The 25,074-nt window shown below is 56.4% G+C and carries 24 protein-coding genes, 1 tRNA gene and 1 pseudogene; 12 read left to right on the top strand and 14 right to left on the bottom strand.

Annotated elements, in window-relative coordinates:
• Positions 1–75: 75 nt before the first annotated feature.
• The gene (locus EOK75_RS20725; protein ID WP_168199131.1) at positions 76–246 is read right to left on the bottom strand and encodes a hypothetical protein; all 171 of its coding nucleotides are present in this window, start codon (positions 244–246) and stop codon (positions 76–78) included.
• A gap of 37 nt (positions 247–283) precedes the next feature.
• Positions 284–574, bottom strand: a complete 291-nt coding sequence (locus EOK75_RS03125; protein WP_137192533.1) for a putative quinol monooxygenase — start codon at positions 572–574, stop codon at positions 284–286.
• A gap of 103 nt (positions 575–677) precedes the next feature.
• On the opposite strand from EOK75_RS03125, the gene EOK75_RS03130 reads away from it, so the two are divergent.
• Both EOK75_RS03130 and EOK75_RS03135 read left to right on the top strand, forming a co-directional pair.
• Positions 678–1,574: a LysR family transcriptional regulator gene (locus EOK75_RS03130; RefSeq protein ID WP_137192534.1), complete on the top strand. Its 897-nt coding sequence runs from the start codon at positions 678–680 to the stop codon at positions 1,572–1,574.
• Between the two features lie 17 nt (positions 1,575–1,591).
• Positions 1,592–1,846 (top strand): hypothetical protein, encoded by a 255-nt coding sequence (locus tag EOK75_RS03135; RefSeq protein WP_168199132.1) that lies wholly within the window; start codon positions 1,592–1,594, stop codon positions 1,844–1,846.
• Between the two features lie 165 nt (positions 1,847–2,011).
• On the opposite strand, the gene EOK75_RS03140 is transcribed toward EOK75_RS03135, so the two are convergent.
• A complete protein-coding gene (locus tag EOK75_RS03140) occupies positions 2,012–2,446 on the bottom strand; it encodes an Lrp/AsnC family transcriptional regulator (protein WP_420821934.1) in 435 nt (144 codons plus the stop codon).
• Between the two features lie 5 nt (positions 2,447–2,451).
• Here EOK75_RS03140 and EOK75_RS03145 point away from each other — a divergent pair.
• Positions 2,452–3,539, top strand: a protein-coding gene (locus EOK75_RS03145) for an IS3 family transposase (RefSeq protein WP_137192138.1) whose coding sequence is annotated in 2 segments (ribosomal slippage) — positions 2,452–2,713 and positions 2,713–3,539 — 1,089 coding nt in all. Because the reading frame shifts where the segments join, the coding sequence is not laid out codon by codon here.
• A 3-nt stretch (positions 3,540–3,542) separates the two neighbouring features.
• Here the strand turns inward: EOK75_RS03145 and EOK75_RS03150 are convergent.
• From EOK75_RS03150 to EOK75_RS03155, 3 genes and pseudogenes are all read right to left on the bottom strand, one after another.
• Positions 3,543–5,132, bottom strand: coding sequence for a tyrosine-type recombinase/integrase (locus tag EOK75_RS03150; protein WP_168199133.1), 1,590 nt, complete (start codon positions 5,130–5,132; stop codon positions 3,543–3,545).
• A gap of 27 nt (positions 5,133–5,159) precedes the next feature.
• Positions 5,160–5,441: pseudogene (locus EOK75_RS21775) on the bottom strand (DUF6538 domain-containing protein); the annotation flags it as partial.
• A gap of 6 nt (positions 5,442–5,447) precedes the next feature.
• A tRNA-Gln gene (locus EOK75_RS03155) sits at positions 5,448–5,522 on the bottom strand.
• Positions 5,523–5,658: 136 nt separating this feature from the next.
• Between EOK75_RS03155 and EOK75_RS03160 the strand changes: the two genes are divergently transcribed.
• On the top strand, positions 5,659–6,834 hold the full coding sequence (locus EOK75_RS03160; RefSeq protein ID WP_137192537.1) for a BaiN/RdsA family NAD(P)/FAD-dependent oxidoreductase: 1,176 nt from the start codon (positions 5,659–5,661) through the stop codon (positions 6,832–6,834).
• 42 nt (positions 6,835–6,876) lie between these two features.
• On the opposite strand, the gene EOK75_RS03165 is transcribed toward EOK75_RS03160, so the two are convergent.
• Positions 6,877–7,854: an IS30 family transposase gene (locus EOK75_RS03165; protein ID WP_240794008.1), complete on the bottom strand. Its 978-nt coding sequence runs from the start codon at positions 7,852–7,854 to the stop codon at positions 6,877–6,879.
• A 189-nt stretch (positions 7,855–8,043) separates the two neighbouring features.
• On the opposite strand from EOK75_RS03165, the gene EOK75_RS03170 reads away from it, so the two are divergent.
• A complete protein-coding gene (locus tag EOK75_RS03170; protein ID WP_137192538.1) occupies positions 8,044–9,801 on the top strand; it encodes a SulP family inorganic anion transporter in 1,758 nt (585 codons plus the stop codon).
• Positions 9,802–9,858: 57 nt separating this feature from the next.
• On the opposite strand, the gene tsf is transcribed toward EOK75_RS03170, so the two are convergent.
• The gene (gene tsf, locus EOK75_RS03175; protein WP_137192539.1) at positions 9,859–10,755 is read right to left on the bottom strand and encodes a translation elongation factor Ts; all 897 of its coding nucleotides are present in this window, start codon (positions 10,753–10,755) and stop codon (positions 9,859–9,861) included.
• A gap of 73 nt (positions 10,756–10,828) precedes the next feature.
• Positions 10,829–11,599: a 30S ribosomal protein S2 gene (rpsB, locus tag EOK75_RS03180; RefSeq protein ID WP_137192540.1), complete on the bottom strand. Its 771-nt coding sequence runs from the start codon at positions 11,597–11,599 to the stop codon at positions 10,829–10,831.
• A gap of 248 nt (positions 11,600–11,847) precedes the next feature.
• Between rpsB and EOK75_RS03185 the strand changes: the two genes are divergently transcribed.
• The 3 genes from EOK75_RS03185 to EOK75_RS03195 all read left to right on the top strand — a co-directional run bounded on the left by EOK75_RS03185 (position 11,848) and on the right by EOK75_RS03195 (position 14,539).
• The gene (locus tag EOK75_RS03185; protein WP_137192541.1) at positions 11,848–12,741 is read left to right on the top strand and encodes a PfkB family carbohydrate kinase; all 894 of its coding nucleotides are present in this window, start codon (positions 11,848–11,850) and stop codon (positions 12,739–12,741) included.
• Positions 12,738–13,664 carry a pseudouridine-5'-phosphate glycosidase gene (locus EOK75_RS03190; RefSeq protein WP_137192542.1) on the top strand — a complete coding sequence of 309 codons (927 nt, stop codon included), beginning with the start codon at positions 12,738–12,740 and terminating at the stop codon, positions 13,662–13,664. Before EOK75_RS03185 ends, EOK75_RS03190 begins: the two co-directional genes overlap by 4 nt.
• 68 nt (positions 13,665–13,732) lie before the next feature.
• Positions 13,733–14,539 (top strand): DUF502 domain-containing protein, encoded by an 807-nt coding sequence (locus EOK75_RS03195; protein WP_137192543.1) that lies wholly within the window; start codon positions 13,733–13,735, stop codon positions 14,537–14,539.
• Here EOK75_RS03195 and EOK75_RS03200 read toward each other — a convergent pair.
• From EOK75_RS03200 to EOK75_RS03210, 3 genes are read right to left on the bottom strand one after another with little or no spacing between them, the layout of a single operon-like run.
• Positions 14,536–15,573 carry a patatin-like phospholipase family protein gene (locus EOK75_RS03200; RefSeq protein WP_137192544.1) on the bottom strand — a complete coding sequence of 346 codons (1,038 nt, stop codon included), beginning with the start codon at positions 15,571–15,573 and terminating at the stop codon, positions 14,536–14,538. The genes EOK75_RS03195 and EOK75_RS03200 overlap by 4 nt on opposite strands.
• Positions 15,570–15,887 carry a pentapeptide repeat-containing protein gene (locus EOK75_RS03205; protein ID WP_137192545.1) on the bottom strand — a complete coding sequence of 106 codons (318 nt, stop codon included), beginning with the start codon at positions 15,885–15,887 and terminating at the stop codon, positions 15,570–15,572. Before EOK75_RS03205 ends, EOK75_RS03200 begins: the two co-directional genes overlap by 4 nt.
• Positions 15,884–16,657: a 3-hydroxybutyrate dehydrogenase gene (locus EOK75_RS03210; RefSeq protein ID WP_137192546.1), complete on the bottom strand. Its 774-nt coding sequence runs from the start codon at positions 16,655–16,657 to the stop codon at positions 15,884–15,886. Before EOK75_RS03210 ends, EOK75_RS03205 begins: the two co-directional genes overlap by 4 nt.
• A gap of 290 nt (positions 16,658–16,947) precedes the next feature.
• On the opposite strand from EOK75_RS03210, the gene EOK75_RS03215 reads away from it, so the two are divergent.
• The 4 genes from EOK75_RS03215 (at position 16,948) to EOK75_RS03230 (ending at position 20,957) form a co-directional block, all read left to right on the top strand.
• Positions 16,948–18,765: an extracellular solute-binding protein gene (locus tag EOK75_RS03215; protein WP_137192547.1), complete on the top strand. Its 1,818-nt coding sequence runs from the start codon at positions 16,948–16,950 to the stop codon at positions 18,763–18,765.
• Between the two features lie 34 nt (positions 18,766–18,799).
• On the top strand, positions 18,800–18,934 hold the full coding sequence (locus EOK75_RS03220) for an entericidin EcnA/B family protein (RefSeq protein ID WP_240794009.1): 135 nt from the start codon (positions 18,800–18,802) through the stop codon (positions 18,932–18,934).
• 91 nt (positions 18,935–19,025) lie between these two features.
• On the top strand, positions 19,026–19,670 hold the full coding sequence (locus tag EOK75_RS03225) for a DsbA family oxidoreductase (protein ID WP_137192548.1): 645 nt from the start codon (positions 19,026–19,028) through the stop codon (positions 19,668–19,670).
• 78 nt (positions 19,671–19,748) lie between these two features.
• Positions 19,749–20,957 (top strand): multidrug effflux MFS transporter, encoded by a 1,209-nt coding sequence (locus EOK75_RS03230; protein ID WP_240794010.1) that lies wholly within the window; start codon positions 19,749–19,751, stop codon positions 20,955–20,957.
• 6 nt (positions 20,958–20,963) lie between these two features.
• On the opposite strand, the gene mfd is transcribed toward EOK75_RS03230, so the two are convergent.
• The gene (gene mfd / locus EOK75_RS03235) at positions 20,964–24,398 is read right to left on the bottom strand and encodes a transcription-repair coupling factor (protein ID WP_137192549.1); all 3,435 of its coding nucleotides are present in this window, start codon (positions 24,396–24,398) and stop codon (positions 20,964–20,966) included.
• Between the two features lie 5 nt (positions 24,399–24,403).
• Positions 24,404–24,934 (bottom strand): component of SufBCD complex, encoded by a 531-nt coding sequence (locus EOK75_RS03240; protein ID WP_137192550.1) that lies wholly within the window; start codon positions 24,932–24,934, stop codon positions 24,404–24,406.
• Positions 24,935–25,074: the final 140 nt, after the last annotated feature.

Genomic DNA, 25,074 nt, shown 5'->3' on the forward strand with positions numbered 1-25,074 from the left:
CGTTCTCCGAATTGATGGATTTTGCGCGGCCCCCTCAAGGGTACCGCGCGATAATGTTTAGGGCTCGCTGAATGTTTACCTCCGAAACACGCGTCGTAACCAGTCGACCGAGGATGCCGCCGATCCATGATTGCGGATACCGGCCAGATCATAAGGTAAAAGCTGTTGCACGGGGCGTTCGGTGTCTTTGGCGTGGGCAGCGCCACTGTTGCTTTGCACCGTTTGGATCGTTTGGACCGTTTGCATAGGTCAGTCTCCGAATTTCGCGTGGGTTGAGCAGGGCTTACTCTATATGGGACATCTCGTTCAGGATGAATTGGTCAACTGCGCCGTCGGTAGCAGCCATGTAAGCTGCGAGGTGAGGAGCGCCCATGTGGGTCTGCCACAGGTCACGGCTCTCCCAGTTCTCAAAGAATGTGAAATGTGCAGGGTCTTCGTTATCCTGATGCAGGTCGTAATTGATGCAACCTTCTTCAGCGCGTGTGATCGGCACCAGCTTCAACAACTCGGCTTTAACCTGTTCGATTTTGTCAACGTTGGCATGAATGTTCGCGATGATTGTAAGCTTGGACATTGGTGTTTTCCTTTGGATGTCTGTTTTCTAACGAACATATACAGCGCAGCAGTAAGCGGATAAACGGACATTATTCGAAATGATAATCCGGAAAGTACGTTTAATGCTGATCGACAATATTCGCTTGTTCCTAACCATCACCGAGAAAGGCAGCCTTGTCGCTGCGGGGCGAGAGGTCGGGCTTTCTGCAACCACAGTTTCGGAACGTCTGGCCGCTCTCGAGGCGCATTACGGCGTGGTCCTGTTTAACCGCACGACACGGTCTTTAAGTTTAACCGATGAGGGGCGTACGCTGCTTGGCGGGGCCAAAATTGTGTTGGGCGAGATTGAAGATCTCGATGCGCGTATTCGGCATGGGGCTGAGACGCTATCCGGCCCGATCAGGATTAGCGCGCCAATTGATATTGGCCGCAGCATTGTGTCGCGGGTGATATCTTCGTTCACAGCAGACCACCCAGAGATTTCGATCGAGTTGCTGTTGTCGGACGGCTATGTCGATCTCGTCGGCCAGGGGTTCGATCTGGCCTTGCGCTTTGGTGCCGTCACAGACAGCACCCTGCGCACACGCAGCCTTGGGCTTTTTCGCCGGATCGTTTGCGCGGCACCGTCCTATATCGCGTCCAGCGGCGCACCGCTGGCCCCAGCAGATTTGACACAGCATAATTGCCTGATCATGCGGTTCGGCACCACTTTGGACAATGTCTGGCGGTTCGAAGCAGGCAAAAAACCGCAATCCGTGACCGTTCGCGGCAACAAAATTGTCAACGACGGTTCTCTGGTACGGCAATGGGCATTGGAGGGACACGGAATTATTTTGAAATCAGAACTCGATGTTGCATCGGACCTGCAGTCTGGAAGACTTGTCGCTTTGTTAGAAGATTTTGCACCACCACCCAATCCTCTCCAGATGATGTTCCCGCCGGGTCGGGCGCAGCCACGGCGTGTGCGTGCATTTGCTGAGGCCTTGAACTCAACAATGGCAGTGAAAGGAGCAGGATGAAGAGGGCAGGGCCTAAGTTGGTCGATTTTCACGTGGAGGCGGACTTTGTCGGTAAGGCGGCCCTGTTGAAAATCAGGGATCAGGGACCAAAACGAGCGCGTATGGGATTTGTTATTTCCGGCGCGCCAGTCCAAGGTTTCGCGCATTCGATGGACGTCAAAACTCGTAATGGTCAGGTTCTCGGTTTACTGAGCGAATTCATCTACTCACCCAGATTTACCAGCAACATTGAAGTACAGGAGTTGCCATTTCTCAATGAGACAATGCTATGAGGGGGGCAGTGTTTCAAACCGCTGCTTTCGAGAAATAGCATGGGTGAAAGTTCCTTATAATAACTCTTTGCGCGTAAGTTTGCTGTGTAATAAACAGGCGGATGCCTTCTGTTTGCCGATGTCCGCTTTCTAATTCCCTCGTTTCGCAAAAGACCGTTCTTTGCATCATTCGAGTCGTGGGAATACGCCCGTTTTTTTGACCACTCCGTAAACAAAGCTGCTGTCGATTGAGCTGATACTTCCAATCGGGTGCAGGCGTCTACGAACGAAGCTTTCGTAATCAGCAAGGTCGGCTACGACCACACGCAAAAGGTAATCAGATGTGCCGGTCATTACGAAGCATTCGAGAACCTGATCCAAGCGACTGACTTGCATCTCAAATTCTTGGACAATTTTCTCGGTGTGACCAGTCAGACTGACCCGCACGAAAACGGTTACGGGCAGGCCGTAAGCTTCGGCATCAATTTCAGCGGTGTAACCTCTGAGTGCGCCGCTTTGTTCAAGCAGCTTCACGCGACGCAGACAGGGTGATGGGGTAATCCCCCCCGAAAGTAAGGGGCTGCGGAAGTAGAATTTTCTCGGCAAGATGAACGAGGAGATTTTGAATGAAAATGACCAGATATAGCGAACCCCAGATCCTTGCGATCCTGCGCCAAGCCGAAGGTGGTGTGCCGGTGGCCGAGCTTTGCCGTGAACATGGCATGAGCAATGCGTCGTTTTACAAATGGCGTGCGAAGTATGGTGGCATGGATGCATCCATGGTCAGCCAGATGAAAGCCATGGAGGAAGAGAACCGCAGGCTGAAGCGGATGTATGCAGATCTGAGCATGCAGGCGGACTTATTGAAGGAAGCCCTCGGAAAAAAGTAACGGGGCCATCTCAGCGCCGCGAGATGGCCGAAACGGCGGTAGAGCGACGGGGCGTCAGCATCGCGCTGGCGTGCCGGGCCTTCGAGGTCAGCGAGACCTGCTATCGTTACAGCCCGAAGCTGAAAGACGAGAACGAGGTGATCGCCGATCTGCTGACAGGGCTGACGGATGCGCGCAAGACTTGGGGATTTGGCCTGTGTTTCCTGCATTTGCGCAACGTGAAGGGGCATCCGTGGAACCACAAGCGGGTCTACCGGATCTACTGTGAGCTGGAACTGAACCTGCGCATCAAGCCGCGCAAGCGGCTGAAACGGGAGAAGCCTGACGTTCTGGCGGTCCCGAACAGACCGAATGTGACCTGGTCCATGGACTTCATGGCGGATCGCCTCGGCGACGGCAGGGCTTTTCGGCTTTTGAATGTGTTGGACGACTTCAACCGCGAAGGGCTGGGGATCGAGGTTGATTTCTCGCTCCCTGCCGAACGGGTCATCCGCAGCCTTGATCGCATTATCGAATGGCGCGGAAAACCGGGCACGATCAGGGTCGACAATGGGCCGGAATATATCAGCGAAACACTGAGAAAATGGGCTGAGAAACATAGTGTTACGATCCAGCACATCCAACCCGGACAGCCCCAGCAGAACGCCTATGTCGAGCGCTACAACCGGACGGTTCGGCATGAATGGCTGGATCAATACATCATCGAAAGCATCGAGGAGGCTCAGGATCAGGCCACACAATGGCTCTGGACATATAACAACGACCGCCCGAACATGGGCATCGGCGGCATCACACCCGCTATGAAACTGAAAATGGCCGCGTAAGTTCTACAGATGCACCCCGTTAAAAAGGGGGCGATTACCATCCGAGTAGTGGCGGTCTACGGTTGTACCTTCGAGGTGACCGAGTATCTTTTGTCGCGTACCCGTGTCGATGCCAAGCTGCATGAGCTTAGAGGACAGGGTTCGCCGCATCGCATATATGTCTTCCCGATCGGAATTGAGTTTCAAAGTCTTCAGAAGATTTCGTAACCGACGGCCGCGGACCTGGTCGGGTTGGATTTCAGGGAACAACCAAGTTTCTCCGGCCTTCAGTTTCGCGACAACCCATTCGCGAAAACCCAAGTCGAGTAGTATCTGAGGGATAGGTAGAATGCGGCGCGATTGTTCGCTCTTCAGATGTGCATCCTCCTCATTACCAACATAGATGCACAGGATGCTGTCTCGGCGACTGATATCCTTTACGGCAGCCTGCAGGATTTCTTCGGGTCTTACGCCCATAGTGATCATAATAAGCGGCACCCAATAGATGGCGTCCCGAATAATGTACCTTTTTTGGGCAGTCGCTTTGCGGCTGCGTTGAGTTTGTGAAGACGTTCCAAAATAAATCGGCGAGCGAAGTAGTCGCGATACGTGCTCGAGTGACCATGACATGCGCCGTTTCGGGCGCGACACGCGCATTGGAAGACCGCAGGGGGATTTTTGCGCCTTGTGCCAAGCCCGCATCCGATTATTGAGTTGCGCGTGTGAGGGAACGACGCGATCCTCATCGTCAATATCTCGACCGACGCGTTTCTTGCCGAGAGCTGCGCGGAGAATTCGATTAAACATGTCACGCTGTACGAACAGATAGCCATCTGTCAGCCGCGGTTTCAGCTCCTGAACCAATCGACGGCGCTTGTCCGGTATCGACATCGTGTCGAGTCCCATGATTTCGGCGACGAGTTTGGCGTCAATTACGTCAGCTTCTTGGATCTCATCCAAGGCGCAGAGTTCAATGCCTAACTGTCCGTGGCGGTTGCATCCGTGGGCTTTGCCCCACCCTTTGGGCAACATCCAGGCCATGTGCAAAAACTCGAAAGATTGTTCGAGCACGATTGCTGAGGCGGGGATGTCACCGAAGAAAGCGAGCGCAAGCTTTCCGATGACGCGAATTTTGGTCTCGACGTCGCCGGGCGCTTCCGTACAGGCCTTCTCGATTGCTTCCGAAAGCAACATCGGTGGCTTGAGGGCTTCGCGTGTCGTTGCGATACCATGGCCAAGCAGAATCTCCCGACCGGCATTAAGCGGGTCGTCAAAGCTTTGTTCTACACTCAGGCTTAAATCGTTGAGCTGGCGGATGAGTGCCAAAACTTGCCGGGCCACCGCCGGCGCGGCAACGTCATCAGGATCCATACCGTTCTTACGTGCAATCTCTCCGGCAAATGGCAATGCTACAGACCAGTCCCTTGCTTTCTGAGCAGCACGGACACGATCGCTCTCGGCACTGATTTGGCTTAGGTAGGGGGCTGGATTGCCGATTGTGAGATCGCTTTCCTGCCTGGCAATCATTCGAACAAAGGCCTGACGCACGAGCTCCTTCAGCATCTCCTGGATGCGTGCCGAGTTTACTGGCGTGTCCTGAAGTTCCATCAGCATGCTTTTCTCTCCTGCTTCCACGTCGGAAAGCAGGGCGGCCGACCGCTTTACTGCTTCGGAGAGAATTTGGGTACGAAGGGAAACAGAAAGAAATTCAGGTGCACCGAAACATCTAATTTTTTCGGGCCACCGCCGCCGGAAGTAAAAAATAGAATTTCTGCGAACAAGGTGCAAACCCCACTTTCTACCTGAGACACGTGACCCACGTACCGGTCTATGTGAACCAGTTTGTGAACCACCTGTAGGTGGAGACGGGAGGATGGCCGCTTGATTAACGGCTATCCCATTGGGAAGTATGTGTTTTTTCATGTAATTTGGCTGGGGCGGTAGGATTCGAACCTACGGTACACGGTACCAAAAACCGATGCCTTACCACTTGGCCACGCCCCAACTGTGCAGCGTATTTAGCGAAGCATTTCGCGGGCCGCAAGAGGCATTTGACAAAAAATGCTCTTCTTTTTCAATGCAGTTATTTGGGCCGGAATTGAAAGGTTGCAGCGGACCATTGCAGAGCCTAACAGACGCTATGAAGTTTGATGTTGCAATCATTGGGGCAGGGGCCGCTGGCATGTTTTGCGCGGCCGAGGCAGCGCGGCGTGGCAAGCGTGTCGTGTTGATCGAAGGCAGCGCTGCCCCCGGCGAGAAGATCAGGATATCCGGTGGCGGACGGTGCAATTTCACGAACCTCGGGATCGCTCGGGATTGTTACTTATCGCAGAATCCGCGTTTTGCACTTTCGGCGCTAAAACGGTTTACCCAGTGGGATTTTATCGCGCGGGTCGATGCGGCGGGGATTGCCTGGCATGAGAAAACTCTGGGGCAGTTGTTTTGTGACGGCTCGGCGACGCAGATCATTTCAATGCTTACAAAAGACCTTAAAGACCACGGCGTAGAGCTTTGGTTAAAAACACAAGTTCATGACGTAAGCCAAGTAAACGACGGTTTCTCATTGGCTACCTCAGGCGGAGCAGTAGTGGCTGAAAGCCTCGTCATAGCATGTGGCGGAAAATCGATTCCAAAGATGGGCGCGAGCAGTTTCGGCTATAAAATCGCAGAGCAATTCGGGCTTCCGATCGTGGAGACGCGGCCGGGGCTGGTGCCGCTCACCTTTGCCGAGCAAGATCTGGCGTCCCTTAAACCGTTGGCCGGGGTTGCGGTTGACGGAGCAGCAGCCACTGGCAAAACCCGGTTTAAAGAAGCGCTTTTGTTCACCCATCGCGGGCTTTCCGGGCCTGCGATATTGCAAATCTCGAGCTATTGGCGCGAAGGGCAACCGATTTCCATCAACCTGACCGGCCAATCCGACCTTGCAGCCCAGTTGCAAAAGATGCGCGGAGAGGCCGGTCGGATCGCACTTCGGACGGCCCTAAAACAGTTTCTCCCGGAACGTCTTGCCCGCCATATCGAAGAGTTGAGCGGCGTCACGGGCAATCTGGCGGATCAATCCAACGTCACGTTGGAAAGGGTCGCCCAACTTGTGCAGGACTGGCAGATGCGACCGGTGGGCACGGAAGGCTACCGCACGGCAGAAGTGACCCTTGGCGGTGTGGATACCGATGCGCTGAACTCAAAAACAATGGAGGCCAAGTCGGTTTCGGGTCTTTATTTCATCGGCGAGGTTGTTGATGTAACCGGCTGGCTGGGCGGGTATAATTTTCAATGGGCTTGGTCTTCCGGCTGGGCAGCAGGACAGGCGCTTTAACTACTGCGATGGTTTCTCAAGGGTGATTGCGACGGTTTTCCGCTATCTCAGTTTCATCAGTTCTTCCCTGAATGCTTCAGTTGGGGTGCGCCATCCCAGACACTTTCTGGGCGTGCCGTTCAAGTTCATTTCTCGATTTGAGAGCGCGGCCACAGGCGCATCTCTGAGCAAATAGCGCCGGGCACGTTTGTTTAAGTTCTCCACTGAACCTTTCAGCCACGGTGCTTGTGGATCGCGAAACCAATCCTCAGTTCCTATCCCAGGTTTGAGTTTGCGCCAGTTCCGGAACTCAATTCCACGATCAAAGGTGATGGATTTGCGGGCCGATTGGGGAAGGGGCTCCATTACGCTCATCAGCTTGTTTATCAGATGCGTCGTGCTGCGATCGTTGTTGCGGAACAGGACGGAAAACCGCGTCTTGCGCTCGACCAGTGAGGCAACGTTCGTCTTGCCTTGCGCACGCTCAAAGATTATAAAATCGCCTTCCCATTCGCCGAATGTCTCACGTGGCTTAACGTAGTCTGGGCGTTTATGGATTGACCGATCAGGCGGAAAAACACGGCCACACGGTGCGCGTCTACACCGTGGGTGCCGTTTTTTTTTGCGCCGGTGCGGCAAGTGGCGCCAGTCTGACAAACTGGCCATCTGGACTGTAAACACAGGCGTAGATCGTCTCGTGACTGACGCGCAGAGATTGACCATCGAGCTGTAAGCGACCTGCGATCTTTTCAGGTGACCAGCCACCTTCAGCTGCGCGATCACGTGCTGCCGCAGATCAAAAAACCGCACGAGTTTACGACCCCGCGCGCGACGATTTACGGCGGACCTCTGCGCAGTCACCCCGTAATAACCATTTAGATTCGGCAGTTCTTCATCAATAAATTTGTTCCGTTGAACCTCACGAAAGACAGTCGAGCGGTGCCTGCCAATCTCAACAGCGATCTTGCTCACCGGTACTTTCGCGTTCAACATGTCTTCAATCGCACGTCTCTCACGCAAATCTAGCTCGGTATGGGCCATCTTCATTCTCATTGCTTTACAGCAAGATAGGGGAATTGTCGCAACCCAGTATAGAATGTGCCCGCCCTAAAGAGCTGACTCCAATAATCTATATTATGTAATCGTTACCATGGCTATCACATTCAAAACTTGAAATACGTCTGCATTGCTATAAAGAGAAACCACCATCTCGTAGCAAAGGGCCGAACAGTGCGACACTACTTTCCAATCCTTGACTGGTCCAAAGCCTATTCGCGCGAAACGCTGACCAGTGACCTTGTCGCCGCATTAATTGTCACGATTATGCTGATTCCACAGTCGCTGGCCTATGCCTTGCTCGCAGGCTTGCCGCCCGAGGTCGGGCTCTATGCTTCGATCTTACCACTCGTGGTTTACGCAGTCTTTGGCACATCCCGGACTTTGGCGGTTGGGCCAGTGGCTGTTGCCTCGCTGATGACGGCTGCCGCTGTGGGGAAATTGGCGGCTCAAGGTACACCGGAATATTATGGCGCGGCGATCGCACTGGCATTTTTGTCGGGACTGATGTTGCTGGCGATGGGTTTGCTTCGGCTTGGGTTTGTCGCGAACTTCCTGAGCCATCCGGTTATCTCGGGCTTTGTCACAGCATCCGGCATTATTATTGCCGCCGGACAAATCCCACATCTTCTGGGCATTCGCGCCAAGGGCGAAACCTTACCCGATCTTCTCCATGAGATTTGGATTAACCTAAACGATATCAATATATTCACGCTTGTTCTTGGTGCATCAACTGTCTGCTTTTTATTTTGGTCACGCACGAATCTGAAAGATTTTTTGTTGTCACGCAAAGTGCGGCCCGGGCTTGCCACCGTGCTGACCCGAGCGGCCCCCGTGGCTGCGGTGGTCATAACCACGCTTGCAACTGCGATTTTCGGCTTGAAGGCGCGCGGTGTCGCGATTGTCGGAACCGTGCCTCAGGGCTTGCCCACGCCCAGCCTGCCCCCGCTGGACCTTCAGCTTTGGTCCCAGATTGCCGTGCCGGCGCTGCTGATCGCGATTGTCGGCTATGTAGAGACGATCTCTGTTGCGCAAACTCTTGCCGCAAAACGGCGCCAACGCATTGATCCCGACCAAGAGCTTGTGGCCTTGGGGGCCTGCAACATCGGGTCGGCCTTTGCTGGCGGCTTCCCGGTGACGGGCGGGTTTTCACGGTCGGTTGTGAACTTTGACGCGGGCGCGCAAACGCCTGCGGCGGGCGCCTATACGGCCGTGGGGATGGCACTGGCTACGGTATTCCTAACGCCCTTGCTGTTCTTCCTGCCAAAGGCGACGCTGGCAGCGACGATCATTTTGGCGGTGCTGACCTTGGTGGATCTGGGTGCCATTCGCCGCACTTTCGCCTATAGCCGCGCCGATGGGGCCGCAATGGCGGCGACCATTCTTGTAACCTTGGCAATGGGGGTTGAAACCGGCATTCTCGCGGGGGTGGCGCTCTCGTTGTTCTTGCACCTGTACCGCACATCGCGGCCACATGTCGCCGTCGTCGGTCAAGTGCCCGGAACCGAACATTTCCGCAATGTTGAGCGTCACAATGTAATTACCGCACCAGATGTCTTGACCGTGCGGGTCGATGAAAGCCTCTATTTCCCCAATGCCCGCTTTCTGGAAGATTACATCCAAGATCAGATCGCCGAGAACAAGGCTGTGCGCCATTTGGTTCTGATGTTTCCGGCGGTCAATGACGTTGATAGCTCTGCGTTGGAAAGCCTTGAGGCCATTTTGCACATGTTGGAGGCCTCGGGCGTCACGCTTCATTTGTCAGAGGTGAAAGGCCCCGTGATGGACCGCCTCCGCCGGAGCCATTTTCTGGATGCGCTGACGGGGCAAGTGTTCCTGACTCAATATGATGCGATGCTGCATCTGGCCCCTGCCCTAACCGCCAAGACCCTTGCCGCCAGTCGGCGCGAGACCAGCCGCAACGGCGCGTGACATAAAAAAAGGCGGCCTGGAACAAACCAGACCGCCTTTCCAATCAGTCAAAAGATCTTAGCCAGCCAAGGTTTTGGCAACTTCAGCTGCGAAATCTTCTTCTTTCTTTTCAATGCCTTCGCCTACGGCGACACGCTTGAATGCAGTGACTTCAACGCCAGCATCTTTGGCAGCTTGGCCAACCGTGATGTCAGGGTTCATTACGAACTTCTGACCCAACAGCGTGTTTTCTTCCAAGAATTTCTTCATCCGGCCTGGGATGATGTTGTTCTCGATCACTGCAGCAGGCTTTGGCTTGGCCGCAGTTTCATTCTCTTCCAGCGCTTTTTGCGTCTGAACGGCGCGCTCACGCTCGACCAGAACCGGGTCGAGATCAGCCTCGGACAGTGCCAGTGGTGCGGTGGCAGCAATATGCATAGCGATTTGCTTGGCGATACCGTTGTCGGCGCCTTTAACAGCGACCAGAACGCCGATTTTGCCCATGCCGTCAGCAGCAGCGTTGTGGACGTAAGAGGCAACAGTGTCACCCTCAACCAATTCCATCCGGCGCAGCGACAGCTTTTCGCCGATCACGGCCACAGCGGATGTGATTGCGTCATCAACCGACTTGCCGCCCATGTCAGCCGCAGCCAGCTCTTCTACGGTTGCGGTGTTAAGCGCCGCTGCCGTGATGCTCGACACCAGTTTTTGGAAGTCGGCATTCTTGGCAACGAAATCTGTTTCGGAGTTTACTTCAACAGCAACACCCTTGCCCCCGACAACAGCGACGCCCACAAGGCCTTCAGCTGCGATACGGTCGGCTTTTTTGGCGGCTTTGGCCAAACCTTTGGTGCGCAACCAGTCAATAGCCGCTTCCATGTTGCCGTCGTTTTCGGTCAACGCTTTTTTCGCGTCCATCATGCCTGCGCCGGACATTTCGCGCAGTTCTTTCACCATTTGTGCGGTGATGGCCATCGTGGCTCTCCTCATATCATGCGAATATCCCGGCGGGGATTACCCCCACCGGGTAACAATAAGACGACAGGTCTTAGGCCTCGGCAGGTGTTTCTGCGAGGGCTTCTTCCTCAGGAGCTTCTTCCAAAGCGCCAAGGTCGATGCCGGCCGCGCCCATCTGTGCGGACATGCCTTCAAGGGCTGCGCGCGACACCAGATCGCAATACAGCGAGATTGCACGGGCTGCGTCGTCATTGCCCGGGATCACATAGTCAACACCCTTGGGCGAGCAGTTGGTATCAACCACGGCCACAACAGGAATGCCCAATTTGTTGGCTTCCAGGATGGCCAGGTCTTCTTTGCCAACATCGATGATGAAGATCAGGTCGGGAATGCCGCCCATTTCGCGGATACCGCCAAGCGATGCCTGCAATTTGGTCTGCTCGCGCTCCATGTTGAGGCGCTCTTTTTTGGTCAAGCCTTCGGCGCCATTGGCCATAAGCTCGTCATATTGCTTGAGGCGCTGGATCGACTGGGAAACAGTTTTCCAGTTGGTCAGCGTGCCACCAAGCCACCGGTGGTTCATGTAGAACTGTGCGGATTTCTCAGCTGCTTCGGCCACGGCTTTTTGGGCCTGACGCTTGGTGCCAACGAACAAGACACGGCCGCCTTTTGCAACTGTGTCACGCACAGCTTTCAACGCCTGATCCAGCATCGGAACAGTTTGCGTCAGGTCGAGAATGTGAATGCCGTTACGGTCGCCGTAGATGTATTCACCCATCTTCGGGTTCCAACGTGCGGTCTGGTGACCGTAGTGAACGCCAGCTTCCAAAAGCTGACGCATGGTGAACTCAGGAAGAGCCATGCCGTTATCCTTTTCCGGTTTAATCCTCAGCAGGGCCGTCTTTAGAACGTATGTTCCAACCGGCGGACGTCTCGGGATTTCTCCCCGATCGGCCCAAGCCCCACTTGTGAAGTGTGCAGCCCATACCCCGCCCCAAAGATGATTGCAAGGGCCGCCCCCCTGCATCCGGCATTTTTTAGGGAATTACCCTCAAGGCACCGCCGCCATTCGGGCTTGCACCGGTGCCGCGCTTGGGCGAAGAGTGCTTCATGGCAAAACCAGACATCCTTTGCATCGGCTCCGTCTTATGGGATGTGATCGGCCGCTCCGCCGCCGCGATGCGGCTTGGCTCTGACGTGCCGGGGCGGATTACGCGGCTGCCCGGTGGCGTCGCCCTTAATATTGCGATGACTTTGCGCCGCTTCGGGGTGGTGCCGGCGCTTTTATCCTCGGTCGGGCGCGATACCGAAGGCGAAGAACTGATCGCGCGCTGTGCCCAACTGGGGCTTGTTACCGACCATATCTACCGCTCGGCCGATTTGCCCACCGACGTCTATATGGCGGTTGAGGGGGCCAATGGCCTGATCGCCGCCATTGCCGACGCCCATTCCCTTGAGGCCGCCGGTGACAAGGTCTTGCGCCCGCTGAGTGACGGGCGGCTGGGGGATGCAGAAATCCCCTATGCCGGTATGATCGCGCTGGATGGCAATCTGACCGAATCCCTACTGTCGCAAATCGCCGACTCGCCTTTGTTCGCCGTCGCCGATCTGCGTGTGGCCCCTGCCAGCCCCGGCAAGGCCGAACGTTTGCTGCCCTTGCTGACCCATCCCCGCGCCACGCTTTATGTGAATCTGGAGGAAGCCGGGATCTTGGCCAAAGACAGCTTTGCCACAGCCGCCGATGCCGCCGCGGGGCTGCTTGCCCGCGGTGCCGCACGGGTGCTTGTCACCGATGGCGGCAACCCTTGTGCCGAAGGGACCAGCGGTGCGGGCGTGATTACGGCCCAACCACCGCAGGTCATGGTCACCCGCATCACCGGTGCTGGCGATACCTTTATGGCCGCCCATATCGTCGCCAGCCGCAAATCCATACCACGGCAAGACGCGCTTGACCGCGCCATCAACGCCGCCGCCGACTATGTTTCAGGAGAAATCGGATCATGAAAAACGCCCCCCTTACCTTTTTGCCCGAAGTGGCCGATGCCCTTGCCGCAGGCAGACCTGTCGTAGCGCTTGAAAGCACCATCATCACCCATGGCATGCCTTGGCCGCAAAACATGGAAATGGCCCAAACGGTTGAACAGGATATCCGCGACGGCGGCGCTGTTCCGGCCACCATCGCGGTGATGGGCGGACGCATCCATATCGGCCTTTCCACCGAAACCCTGACCGAGCTGGCGCAAACACCAAATGCGCGCAAACTCTCGCGCGCCGATATTGCGGCCTGTATTGTGTCAGGTGAGACAGGGGCAACCACAGTGGCCGCAACCATGATCGCGGCAGAGCTGGCGGGGATTGCGGTTTTTGCCACCGGCGGCATCGGTGGCGTGCACCGCGGGGCAGAAACCTCTTTCGATATTTCGGCCGATCTGGCGGAACTGTCGCAAACCGCCGTGACCGTGGTTGCGGCCGGTGCCAAGGCCATCCTCGACATTCCCAAAACGCTTGAGGTGCTGGAAACCTACGGCGTGCCGGTCATTGCGTATGGTCAATCCGAATTTCCGGCCTTTTGGGCCCAGATGTCCGGCCTTGCCGCCCCCTTGCGTTTTGACAGCGCCGCTGACATCGCCGCCGCCCATCTGATGCGCGCGCAGCTTGGCCTGATGGGTGGGCAGCTTGTCGCCAACCCGATCCCCGCAGCGGATGAGATCCCCCTGCCCCAGATCATGCCCGTCATCGAACAAGCGCTGGCCGAAGCCACCGCCCAAGGCATCGCCGCGAAATCCGTAACGCCATTCTTGCTTGACCGGATATTTGCGCTGACGGGGGGGCGCTCCCTGACCGCCAATATTGCATTGGTGCGTAATAATGCGCGCCTCGGGGCAGAAATCGCGGTAGAGATTTCCAAAGCGCAGGCAAAGACATAGCTTCGCACGCTTGGCCATTGTAACCAGCCGCCCCCGCCCCTAAGTTGCGCCCGTCCAGAGGGTAAAGAATGAACGAGCAAAACAGCACACCAATAAAGAAGCGCGGCTTGATCGGGGGCTTGCGCGCCAGCTTTCTGACGGGGCTGGTTGTGGTGTTGCCAATCGGCTTGACGCTTTATTTGATCTGGACGGTGACGGGCTGGATTGACGGCTTTGTGCTGCCCTTCATTCCGGAAAAATTCCAACCCTCCGAATGGTTCGGCTATTGGTTTTGCCCGTCCCCGAACGCTCCGGCAAGTGGCATAAGCTGGTTTTGGGCCTCCGACCCCGCGAAACCGCCATTCTTTTGCAAGGATAACGGGATCAACCTGCGCGGTACCGGCGTTATCATCTTTTTGATTTTCACCATCCTGATGGGTTGGATCGCGCGGGGGTTGATCGGACGCTCTTTCCTGCATTGGGCTGAACGTCTGGTTGATCGCACTCCGGTTGTGCGCAGCATCTATAGCGGGATCAAACAGATCGCCGAAACCGTTTTTGCCCAGACCGACCAGAATTTCGAGAAGGCCTGTCTGGTCGAATACCCCAAAGAGGGGATCTGGGCGATCGGCTTCATCTCAACCAAAGCCAAGGGAGAGATTGCCGCGCGGTTTCCCGAACATGATGAAATGCTCTCGGTGTTTTTGCCGACCACGCCCAACCCGACATCCGGCTTTTTGCTGTTTGTGCCAAGCACTGATGTGCGGATGCTGGACATGAAGATCGAGGACGCGGCAAAGCTGATCATCTCTGCCGGTCTGGTTTACCCCGGCGGCAAAGACAAGGACGGGGTGCCAGTGACACAACCCGCCGCCTTGGACGCGCCGCCCCGTTAATCCAGCAAGGCCGCCGGATCTACCGTTCCGCACTTACCGATATACGGGCCGTCTTTGGCCAAAAACGCATCCGCCGCCACGCGCCCGGCTTCTTTCAACCGTGCCAGAACCGACGGCGTGGGCAACAGCTTGCTGCTCGCGCTGAGGGTGTTCATCAGCGCGTCATCAGCAATCAGGTGCAAGGCCACATCCTTCATGTCACCGGGTTTGATCGCGCCCGTTGTCAGCAAGCGTTTCACAAAGGCAATCGCACGCAAGTCCCGCATCAAGGGCGCGTTAAAGCTGATCTCATTGATCCGGTTTTGGATCTCTAGCGGTGTTTCAGGAATGGCCACACGGTAAAGCGGGTTGATCGCCACGATGATAAGATCGTCCGGCAAGCCCTTGTCATACAACGGAAACAGTGCCGGATTTCCAGAATACCCGCCATCCCACCACGCCTCCATTTTGCCGGTCAACGGATCGGGGGCCTCTACCGCCTGAAATGCTGTCGGCAAGCAAGCCGAGGCCATAAGCGCCTCGGGGGTGATCTTTGGCCCGGAGAAGAGCCCGAGTTTCCCGTCCCGCACATTGGTCGCATTCACGAACAAACGCGGGCCTTCTTCACAACACACCGAGTCATAGTCGAAACTGGCAACAACAGGGGCCAAGGGGTTTTTCCACGCGCCACCCATCGCATAGGGTGAAAACAACTGCGCGGCGATCCCTTGCGGGGATGTCTTGAACGCAGCTTCCCACGCATCCGTCAGGGCCGCGGCAAAGGGCAGCGCGGGCTGCATCCACGCACTCATGCGCATATCACCCACCTGCCCGACAGAGCCCCAGAGCGCATCCAGCGCCGCCTTGGCCCCATCGCGCCCGCCGCGTACCAGCCCCGATTTCAGCGCCGCCCCATTAAGCGCACCGGCCGAGGTGCCGGAAATCGCGGCAATCTCCAGCCGCTCCTCTTCCAGCAGCCGGTCCAAGACGCCCCAAGTAAACGCCCCGTGCGCGCCGCCACCCTGCAGCGCCAGATTGACGCGGACCGGCGTCATTTTGCGTTCCAATGCGCGATCATATCCGAGACCAGCACCCCATCAATCGTCATCCCGGCCATGTCAATATTTTCCATTTTCATATCCCGCATATTTGCATTGCCAATCATTGCGCCTGAAAGGTTCAAATTATGAAACACCGCGCCCGAAAGGTTGACGTTTTCAAATGTAGCCCCGGCCATATTGGCATCGTCAAATAGCGCATCGGCGATAATAGACTGCCGAAACGCTACTTTGCTAAGGTTCACACGGAGAAAGCTGGACCCGACCAGAACGCGGTCGGTAATCTCCAGCTTTTCGGAACCCTCGCTCATAGCGCGGTCCAGCCGCCATCAACCGAAATCGTGGTGCCTGTGATTTGATCCGCGGCGGGGGAGCATAGGAATGTCACCGTACCGCCAACCTGCTCGGTCGTGGCGAACTGGCGCGAGGGCTGACGTTCCAGCATGACTTCCTTGATCACGGTCTCGCGATCCATGTTGTGGGTTTTCATCTGATCGGGGATCTGCGACTCAACCAAAGGGGTCAGCACATAGCCGGGGCAAACCGCGTTGCACGTAATTCCCTGGCCCGCACATTCCAGCGCGGTCACTTTCGACAGCCCGACGACCCCGTGTTTCGCCGCGACATAGGCCGATTTATAGGGGCTTGCCGTCAGGCCATGCGCCGAGGCGATGTTAACCACACGCCCCCAGCCTTTGGCGCGCATTAATGGCAGGGCCGCCGCCGTGGTGTGAAAAGCCGACGACATATTGATCGCGATAATCGCATCCCATTTTTCGGTCGGGAATTCCTCAATCCCCGCGACAAATTGGATGCCCGCATTGTTCACCAGAATATCGCAGGCTCCCGCAGCCTCTATCAGCGCGCGGCATTCATCGCCTTTGGACATATCCGCCTTGATATAGCGCACATCGACGCCGTGCTCTGCAGCCAGTTCGGCGGCCAAGGCGTGATCCTCATCGCGGTCGGTAAAAGAGTTGATGACCACATTGGCCCCTGCCCGCGCCAGCTCATGCGCGACGCCAAGCCCGATGCCTGAATTCGATCCGGTCACGATTGCGGTTTTACCTTTAAGGGTCATCGAAGCCTCCTGATTGCTGCGTCTGCACAATCAATACACCCTCGGCCGCCAAAAGGAACGCCCTTGCACAAAGGATAATCTCACTTCATTGCGATCAAAACAAAAAAAACGCCAGCACAAGGCTGGCGTTGAGTTATTGAGGCAGGTTTCATACAGGCAAGAAACCTATCGAGCAGTGTCTACTTTATACGCGTTAACTTATCGGGGGCCAAGCAAAAAGTTTGAAAACCCCGACAACCATCCGTAGTGTTTGCGCCAGTAAACCTGAGGGAAATGGGGTTGTTGCCGGAATGAAGTATCAGATTTTCAATAAACTGCGCGATGCAACGGTCGCTTTTTGCCTTTGCACAGTGGCGATTCCCGCAATTGCAGCGCCGGAACATGGCATAGCTATGTATGGCACCCCTGCCCTTCCACCTGATTTTGTGTCCCTCCCCTATGCCAACCCCGATGCACCGTCCGGCGGGCGCATTATTTTTGGCGAATCGGGCAGCTATGATTCCCTCAACCCTTTCATTTTGAAGGGCCGCGCGCCCTGGGGCCAAACGGATCTGACAGTCGAGACACTTTTGGGCAGATCTTACGATGAACCCTTCACCCTTTACGGGCTTTTGGCCGAATCAGTCGACACCGATGACGCCCGCAGTTTCGTCGAATTCACCCTCCGCGCAGAGGCACGCTTTAGCGATGGCAGCCCGGTCACCGCCGAAGATGTGCTTTGGTCGTTCGAGACCTTGGGCACCATCGGCCACCCGCGCTATCTCAACGCGTGGCAAAAGATCGAGGCAGCAGAAATCACCGGCCCGAGGACCGTCCGCTTCACCTTTAGCGAACCGGACCGCGAATTGCCGCTGATCCTTGGCCTGCGCCCGATCTTGCAAAAGGCCCAATGGGCGGAAAAGGATTTCGCAGCCTCCACTCTGGAGGCGCCCATAGGCTCCGGCCCCTATACGGTCGGTGAATATGAGACGGGGCGTTTTGTCTCCTTTGTTAAAAATCCGGATTGGTGGGGCAAGGATCTGAATTTCAACAAAGGTCGCCATAACCTTGACGAGGTCCGCTATGATTTCTTTGGCGATGGTGGCGTGGTGTTTGAGGCCTTCAAGGCAGGTGAGATCACCAGTTACCGCGAAACCAACGCGGCAAAATGGGCGCAACAATATAATTTTCCGGCTGTCACCTCAGGCGAGATCGTGAAATCCGAAATCCCACATGCGCGCCCTTCCGGCATCGACGGGTTTGTGATGAACACCCGCCGTCCGCAATTCACCGATTGGCGTGTGCGCGAGGCGTTGATACAAGCCTTCAACTTTGAGCAGATCAACACCACCATCACCGGCGGGGCGGCCCCGCGCATTCAATCCTATTTCCACAATTCGGTTCTGGGGATGGAACCCGGCGCGCCTGCCACGGGTCCGGTATTGGCGCTGCTGGAACCCTATGCGGCAAACCTGCCCTCCGGCACGATCGAGGGCTATGCCCTGCCCGTCTCGGACGGCGGCACCAACCGCAAAAACATCCGCGCCGCGAAAAAACTGCTGGAGGAGGCTGGCTGGAACGCCAATGACGAGGGCATTTTGGTGAATTCAAAGGGCACGCCTTTCGCGTTTGATATCCTGCTCACCAATGGATCTTCCGAAAAGATAACCATCGCAAATATGTATATCGCGGCGCTTAAACTGCTTGGGATTACCGCGACGCTGACCACAATCGACAGCGCCCAGATGACAGAGCGCACCACCGCCTATGATTTTGACATGACCCATATGATCCGCAACATGTCGCTGTCACCGGGAAATGAGCAGACCTACTATTGGGGCTCTGCCGGGGTGACCGTTCCGGGCAGCCGCAACCTGATGGGCATGAATTCTCCGGCCGCCGAGGCGATGATCTCAACCCTGCTCAACGCGACCAGCCAAGAGGACTTTATCGCGGCAACAAAGGCGCTTGACCGGGTGTTAACCGCCGGACGCTATGTCATCCCCTTCTGGTATTCAGAGATTTCACGTCTGGCCCATGTCAAGGAATTGAAATTTCCCGAAAGATTGCCAGTTTATGGCGACTGGCCGGGTTTTCAGCCCGATGTTTGGTGGTATGAAGCAAAATAAAGCCCGCATAAGCGGCCAAATTGAGTGAGAGCAGATGAAACACACGATGATCCAGCTACGCCCCCTTGTTTTGATGGCACTGCTTGCAACCCTTGCGGCATGTGGCACGATTGACGGGATCGGGCGCGATATTTCGGGCGCATCCAACCGCGTGTCGGATATGCTCTAGGGGCCGACTTCCCCTTTTCCACATAGGCCCAAGCCCCGCCAAACACGGGGTATTTGGCTTTCACCCCCTTCCCTAATGCATTGGACCCGCAATGATCCGCCTTGATATCTTTTCCGATCCGATCTGCCCTTGGTGCCTGATCGGCAAAGCCTATCTGGACAAAGCGCTTGAAAGCCGTCCAAATCACCCGTTCCAAATTGAATGGCATCCGTTCCAGTTGAACCCGGAAATGCCCGCAGATGGTATGGACCGGCGCGAATATCTGGAAACCAAATTCGGCGGTAAACAAAAAGCGGTTGAGGTTTACGCCCACATCGCAGAGGCCGCCCAAGATGCAGGTGTCGCGATTGATTTCGCCGCGATCACCCGTACACCCAACACAATGGACGCCCACCGCCTTATCCATTGGGCCGGGTTGGAGGGCCGCCAAGCCGCAGCCGCTGCCAGCCTCTTTCGCGCCTACTTCAAAGAGGGGCGCGATATCGGTGATCGAGAGGTTCTGGTCGAGATTGCAACCTCCATTGGCATGAACGCCGAAGGCACAATGCGGCTTTTGGAAAGCGACGCCGACCGCGATGACCTGATGGCCCGCGATATGGATGCGCGCCAAAAGGGGTTAAGCGGCGTTCCTGCATTTCTCGTTGCACAACAATACGTGATGTCGGGTGCGCAATCGGTGGAAACATGGCAACAGGTAATCGATGAACTGGCGGCCCAGCTAACACAACAAGGCTAGGCACAGGGCTTGCCTTTTCTTCCCTCCCTGCATTACGGCAGGGTGTGACAGAATGCACAAAAGACAAAGGCCCTCCCCATGAACCAACCGACCAAGCGCATGGGGCAACCCGAGTTTATTGCGATGATCGCAATGCTTTCGGCAACCGTCGCCTTTGCCATCGACAGCATGCTGCCCGCCTTGCCCACCATCGCGGCAGAGCTGTCGCCACAAGCGCCCAACAACGCCCAACTTATCTTGACCAGCTTTTTGCTTGGGATGGGGCTTGGTACCTTTATCGTCGGGCCTTTGTCAGACAGCTACGGGCGCCGTCCGATCATCATTCTGGGGACGTTGCTTTATTGTGGTGGGGCGGTTGCCGCCTATTTTGCCCCGACACTGGAAACGATGCTGCTTTCGCGGATCGTGCAGGGCTTGGGGGCTGCTGGGCCGCGCGTGGTCTCATTGGCACTTGTGCGGGACCTGTACAAAGGGCGTGAGATGGCGCGAGTCGTCAGCTTTGCGATGATGGTGTTTTCACTGGTGCCCGCCGTGGCCCCACTGGTAGCAAGCGGGATTATCTCTGCCTTTGGTTGGCGCTCTATCTTTGTGACATTCATTCTATTCTCGCTGGCATCGATGGCTTGGTTGCTGATCCGGCAACCCGAAACCTTGTCAGCTGAGGCCCGTCGGCCCTTCCGTGCCAAGCCGATGTGGGCCGCGCTTCGCGAGGTGCTTTCCTATCGCACCATCCTGATCGCCATCGCCGTTCAAGCCCTGATCATCGGGGCGCTCTTTGGCACACTTTCCTCGGCGCAATCGATCTTTGAGATAACCTTTGATCGCGGGGCAAGCTTTCCTTTGTGGTTCGCGCTGGTTGCTGTTTGTGCAGGCTCTGCCAGCCCGACCAACGCAATGTTGGTGCAACGTATGGGCATGCGCTACATGATCACACGCACGCTGGTGGCGCAAATTGTGCTGTCGGGCAGCATGCTGGTGCTGACCGTTTCAGGCTTGCTGCCCGAGGGGCTGACATTTCCGGCCTTCGTGGTCTGGATGATCGGCGTCTTTGCAATGGCGGGCCTGACCTTGGGCAACCTGAACGCGCTAGCGTTGGAATCCGTGGGCCATATTGCCGGTATGGCCGCCTCTGTCAGCGGGGCGATTGCGACGATTGTGGCCGTGCTTTTGGCCGCCCCCTTGGGGCTTGCGTTCAACGGCACCTATTTACCGTTGGTGGGCGGTGTGGCGGTTATGGCCGTGGTGGCGATGGGGCTGATGCTTTTGATGCCGCAGGATAAATCATAACAGGCGTTACTTCTTTAGTTCCAACAACTTCTCGGCCAAAGCTTTCGCAATGGCAAAGGCCCCCTTGATCCGTTCACCTTCGGTTTTCCAGTCCTGCACCAGCACGATTTTATTACCAGAAACCCGCGCGCCAGCTTGGGTTTTGATAAAGTCCACAAGCCCAGCAGGATTGGCAAATTTGTCGTTGTGAAACTGAACCGTCGCGCCCTTCGGCCCTGCATCCAGCCGCGCAATGCCTGCACGTTTGCACATCGCCTTGATCCGCACGACCAGCATCAAGGTATTCACCTCGCGCGGCAAGGGCCCGAAACGGTCGATCAATTCGGCAGCAAAGCCTTCAAGCTCGACCTTCGTGGTCAATGCAGACAGGCGGCGGTACAGGCCAAGACGAAGGTCGAGGTCTGGAACGTAAACCTCTGGTATCAATACCGGAACACCAAGGTTGATATTCGGCGCCCATTGATCATCCACCTCTGCCAGCCCCGAGATCTCACCCGACCGCAGCTTGGCGATAGTTTCTTCCAGCATGGATTGGTACAGCTCATAGCCGACCTCTTTGATATGACCGGATTGTTCCTCACCCAAAAGGTTGCCTGCACCGCGCAAGTCAAGGTCATGGCTCGCCAAATTGAACCCGGCACCAAGGCTGTCAAGGCTGCCCAAAAGCCGTAACCGTTTCATCGCATGCGGTGTCAGCGGCACGCGCGGCTTGGTGGTCAAATAACAATAGGCCCGCGTTTTCGCACGGCCCACACGGCCCCGGATTTGGTAAAGCTGGCTAAGGCCGAACATATCGGCGCGGTGAACGATCATCGTATTCGCAGTGGGGATATCCAGACCTGATTCAACGATAGAGGTTGCAACCAGAACATCATGTTTTCCATCGTAAAAATCATTCATACGCTGATCGAGGTCGCCTGCCGCCAACTGCCCATGTGCCACCAGATAATTCACTTCCGGCACTTGGGTTTTCAAGAAATCTTCAACGAAGGGCAAATCGGAAATCCGTGGCACCACAAAGAACGACTGTCCACCACGATAGCGTTCACGCAAAAGCGCCTCGCGGATGGTAACTGTATCGAATTCGCTCACATAGGTGCGGATGGCCAGACGGTCCACCGGCGGTGTTGCGATGATGGAAAGGTCGCGCACACCCGTCAGTGACAGCTGCAAGGTGCGCGGAATAGGCGTTGCCGTCAGCGTCAACACATGCACGTCTGAGCGCATCTCTTTCAGCCGTTCCTTATGGCTGACGCCGAAATGCTGCTCCTCATCGATCACCAACAGGCCGAGGTTTTTGAATTTAATCGCCTTGGCCAAAACCGCATGGGTGCCGACGACAATATCAACGGTGCCATCCGAAATTCCTGCCCGCGTGCCGCTTGCCTCTTTTGCACTAACAAAGCGCGACAAAGGTTTGACATTAATCGGAAATCCGCGAAATCTTTCAACAAAGCTGCGGTAGTGTTGGCGCGCCAAAAGCGTTGTCGGCGCGATCACCGCCACCTGCATCCCCGACATCGCCGCAACAAACGCGCCCCGCATCGCGACCTCGGTCTTGCCAAAGCCGACATCGCCAACCACCAAACGATCCATCGGACTGCCGGCCTCTAGGTCTGTAATGACATCGGTGATCGCAGTCAGCTGGTCCTCGGTTTCGGTATAGGGAAAGCGCGCGGCAAATGCCTCCCACATGCTATGGGGTGCTTCCAGAACTGGGGCTTTGCGCAGATGGCGTTCGGCGGCAATCCGCATCAAGCGTTCGGCGATCTCACGGATGCGCGCCTTGAGCTTGGCTTTCTTCGCCTGCCAAGCGCCACCGCCAAGCCGGTCCAAAAGCCCGTCTTCATGGCCATAACGGCTAAGCAATTCGATATTTTCAACGGGAAGATAAAGCTTGGCATTCTCGGCGTATTCAATGGCCAGACATTCATGCGGCGCACCAAGGGCGGTTATCATCTCCAACCCGTGATAGCGCCCGACGCCATGTTCAACATGCACCACCAGATCACCCGGCGACAACGTGTCAGCGTTGCGCAGGAAGTTATCGGCCTTGCGTTTACGCTTGGGCTTGCCGACCAGCCGATCCCCCAACACGTCCTGTTCCGAAATCACGGCCACGCCGGGCGCGGTAAACCCTGCCTCCAGCGGCCAGACCATCAGGAAAATTCCGGCCTTTCCGATGACGTCGCGAAAATCGGAAACCTCGACCGCGCCCTCAATCCCCTGATCGGCGATCAGCCCGCGAAGCCGCTCTCGCGCGCCCTCGGACCAGCTGGCGATCACCACATTTCCATCTTTGCGCAATGTCTTGATATGATCGGCAAGTGCGCTGAAAAGGCTAATGTTTTCCTGTTGCCGTTCCGGCGCGAAACTGCGCCCCATCCGCCCGCCCGCATCCAACACACCCGGCCCCGGTGATTGTGCCAAGGGCGACAACTGGATCACCCGACGTCCCGCAACGGCCTGATCCCAAGCCGCCTCATTCAGATAAAGCAGCGCGGGCGCGACAGGTTTATAGACCGTATCAAGCCGCCCCTTGGCACGCATCGCCTCCATCCGCGCATCATACTGGTCGTCGATCCCTTCCCAACGCGATAGCCGTGCGGGGGGGACTTGGTCGTCCAACATGACCGACGCATCTGGAACATAGTCGAATATCGTTTCCATCGTCGCGTGGAAGAACGGCAGCCAATGCTCCATCCCCTGATGTTTGCGCCCCGCGCTTACCGCCTCATACAGCGGATCATCCGACCCGCCCGCGCCGAACTCTACACGGTAGTTCTGGCGAAACCGCGCGATCGCCGCCTCATCGAGGATCACCTCTGACACCGGCGCGAATTCCAACGATTTCAGCTTTTCCGTGGTGCGCTGGGTTTGCGGATCAAACCGCCGCGCCCCGTCAAGCACATCACCAAAAAGATCCAGCCGCACCGGCCCACCGGGACCCGGCGGATAGATATCAATGATACCGCCGCGAATCGCATAATCGCCCGGCTCTGCCACCGTGGGGCTGGGGGTGAAGCCCATGCGCGTCAAAAAGTTGCGCAGGTTTTCCTCATTCAAGCGGTGGCCGACGGTCGCGGCAAAGGACGCCTCGCGCAGAACCTCACGTGCAGGAAGGCGTTGCGTCGCGGCGTTCAGCGTGGTCAGCAGCACAAATGCCCCCGGCACCCCTTGCGCCAGCGCCGCCAATGTCGCCATCCGCCGAGAGATAATATCAGGGTTCGGTGACACCCGATCATAGGGCAAGCAATCCCAGGCTGGCAGCTCCAGGACCACAACCTCGGGGGCCATCACCGCCAGCGCATCGCGCATCGCCTCCAGCCGTTTGTCATCGCGTGCGACATGGATAACAGGAACACCGCGCGCCAATTCCTTGGCCACCAGCCTTGCGTCGAAACCTTCGGGCGCTCCGCCCAGTGTGATATGATCTGTCATGGGATTCAGTTCGGCCAACCGCTAAACACTTGCATATTTTGCCACATTCCCCAAAGTGATGTGATGAAAATTGATACCATTCCAATGGCTTGCACGATGATCCTGTGACGAGTCAAACGGCGGTACAGATCCTCGCCCTCTGGCTGCACTGTGGCGATATGTTTGGCCGCCGACAGGCTTAGCGCGCCAACGAGGGTCATCGGGCCAAGCAGCAAGAACACGGCCTGTGCAAACTGGATGCTATAGACAAACCCCAAGACCGCAAGCGCCGTCAGCAAAAATGCGATAATCGCGATCAGCCACACCCCCGAGACCTCTGCGATAAACAAAAGCCGCCGTGTGTTGATGCCGACAAGGTCATGCAGGTCCTGCGTGACCTCTCCGCCATATTTGCGCGCGCGCGTCACCATGTCAAAAGGCACACCCAACACCCAATGGCTGGTCGTGGACCAAAGAACCGCCAAAGCAATCCAGAACCAGAGATTCGAGAATGACCGCAGGTCGATCAGTCCAAAAACTGTTTTATACCAATCCACTGCAACAACCTTTTTGTCTAAATACCCTGCATCCGATTGAGGTTGCGCAGGTGCTGCGTCATTCCTACCCTTGAGATAGGTTCTTTTCCATGACAGTCAGAGAAAAAACCCGCAACCCCTTGCAATAGCATCACAGCAAG

This window comes from Pseudorhodobacter turbinis (assembly GCF_005234135.1).
Classification (GTDB): Bacteria; Pseudomonadota; Alphaproteobacteria; order Rhodobacterales; family Rhodobacteraceae; genus Pseudorhodobacter; species Pseudorhodobacter turbinis.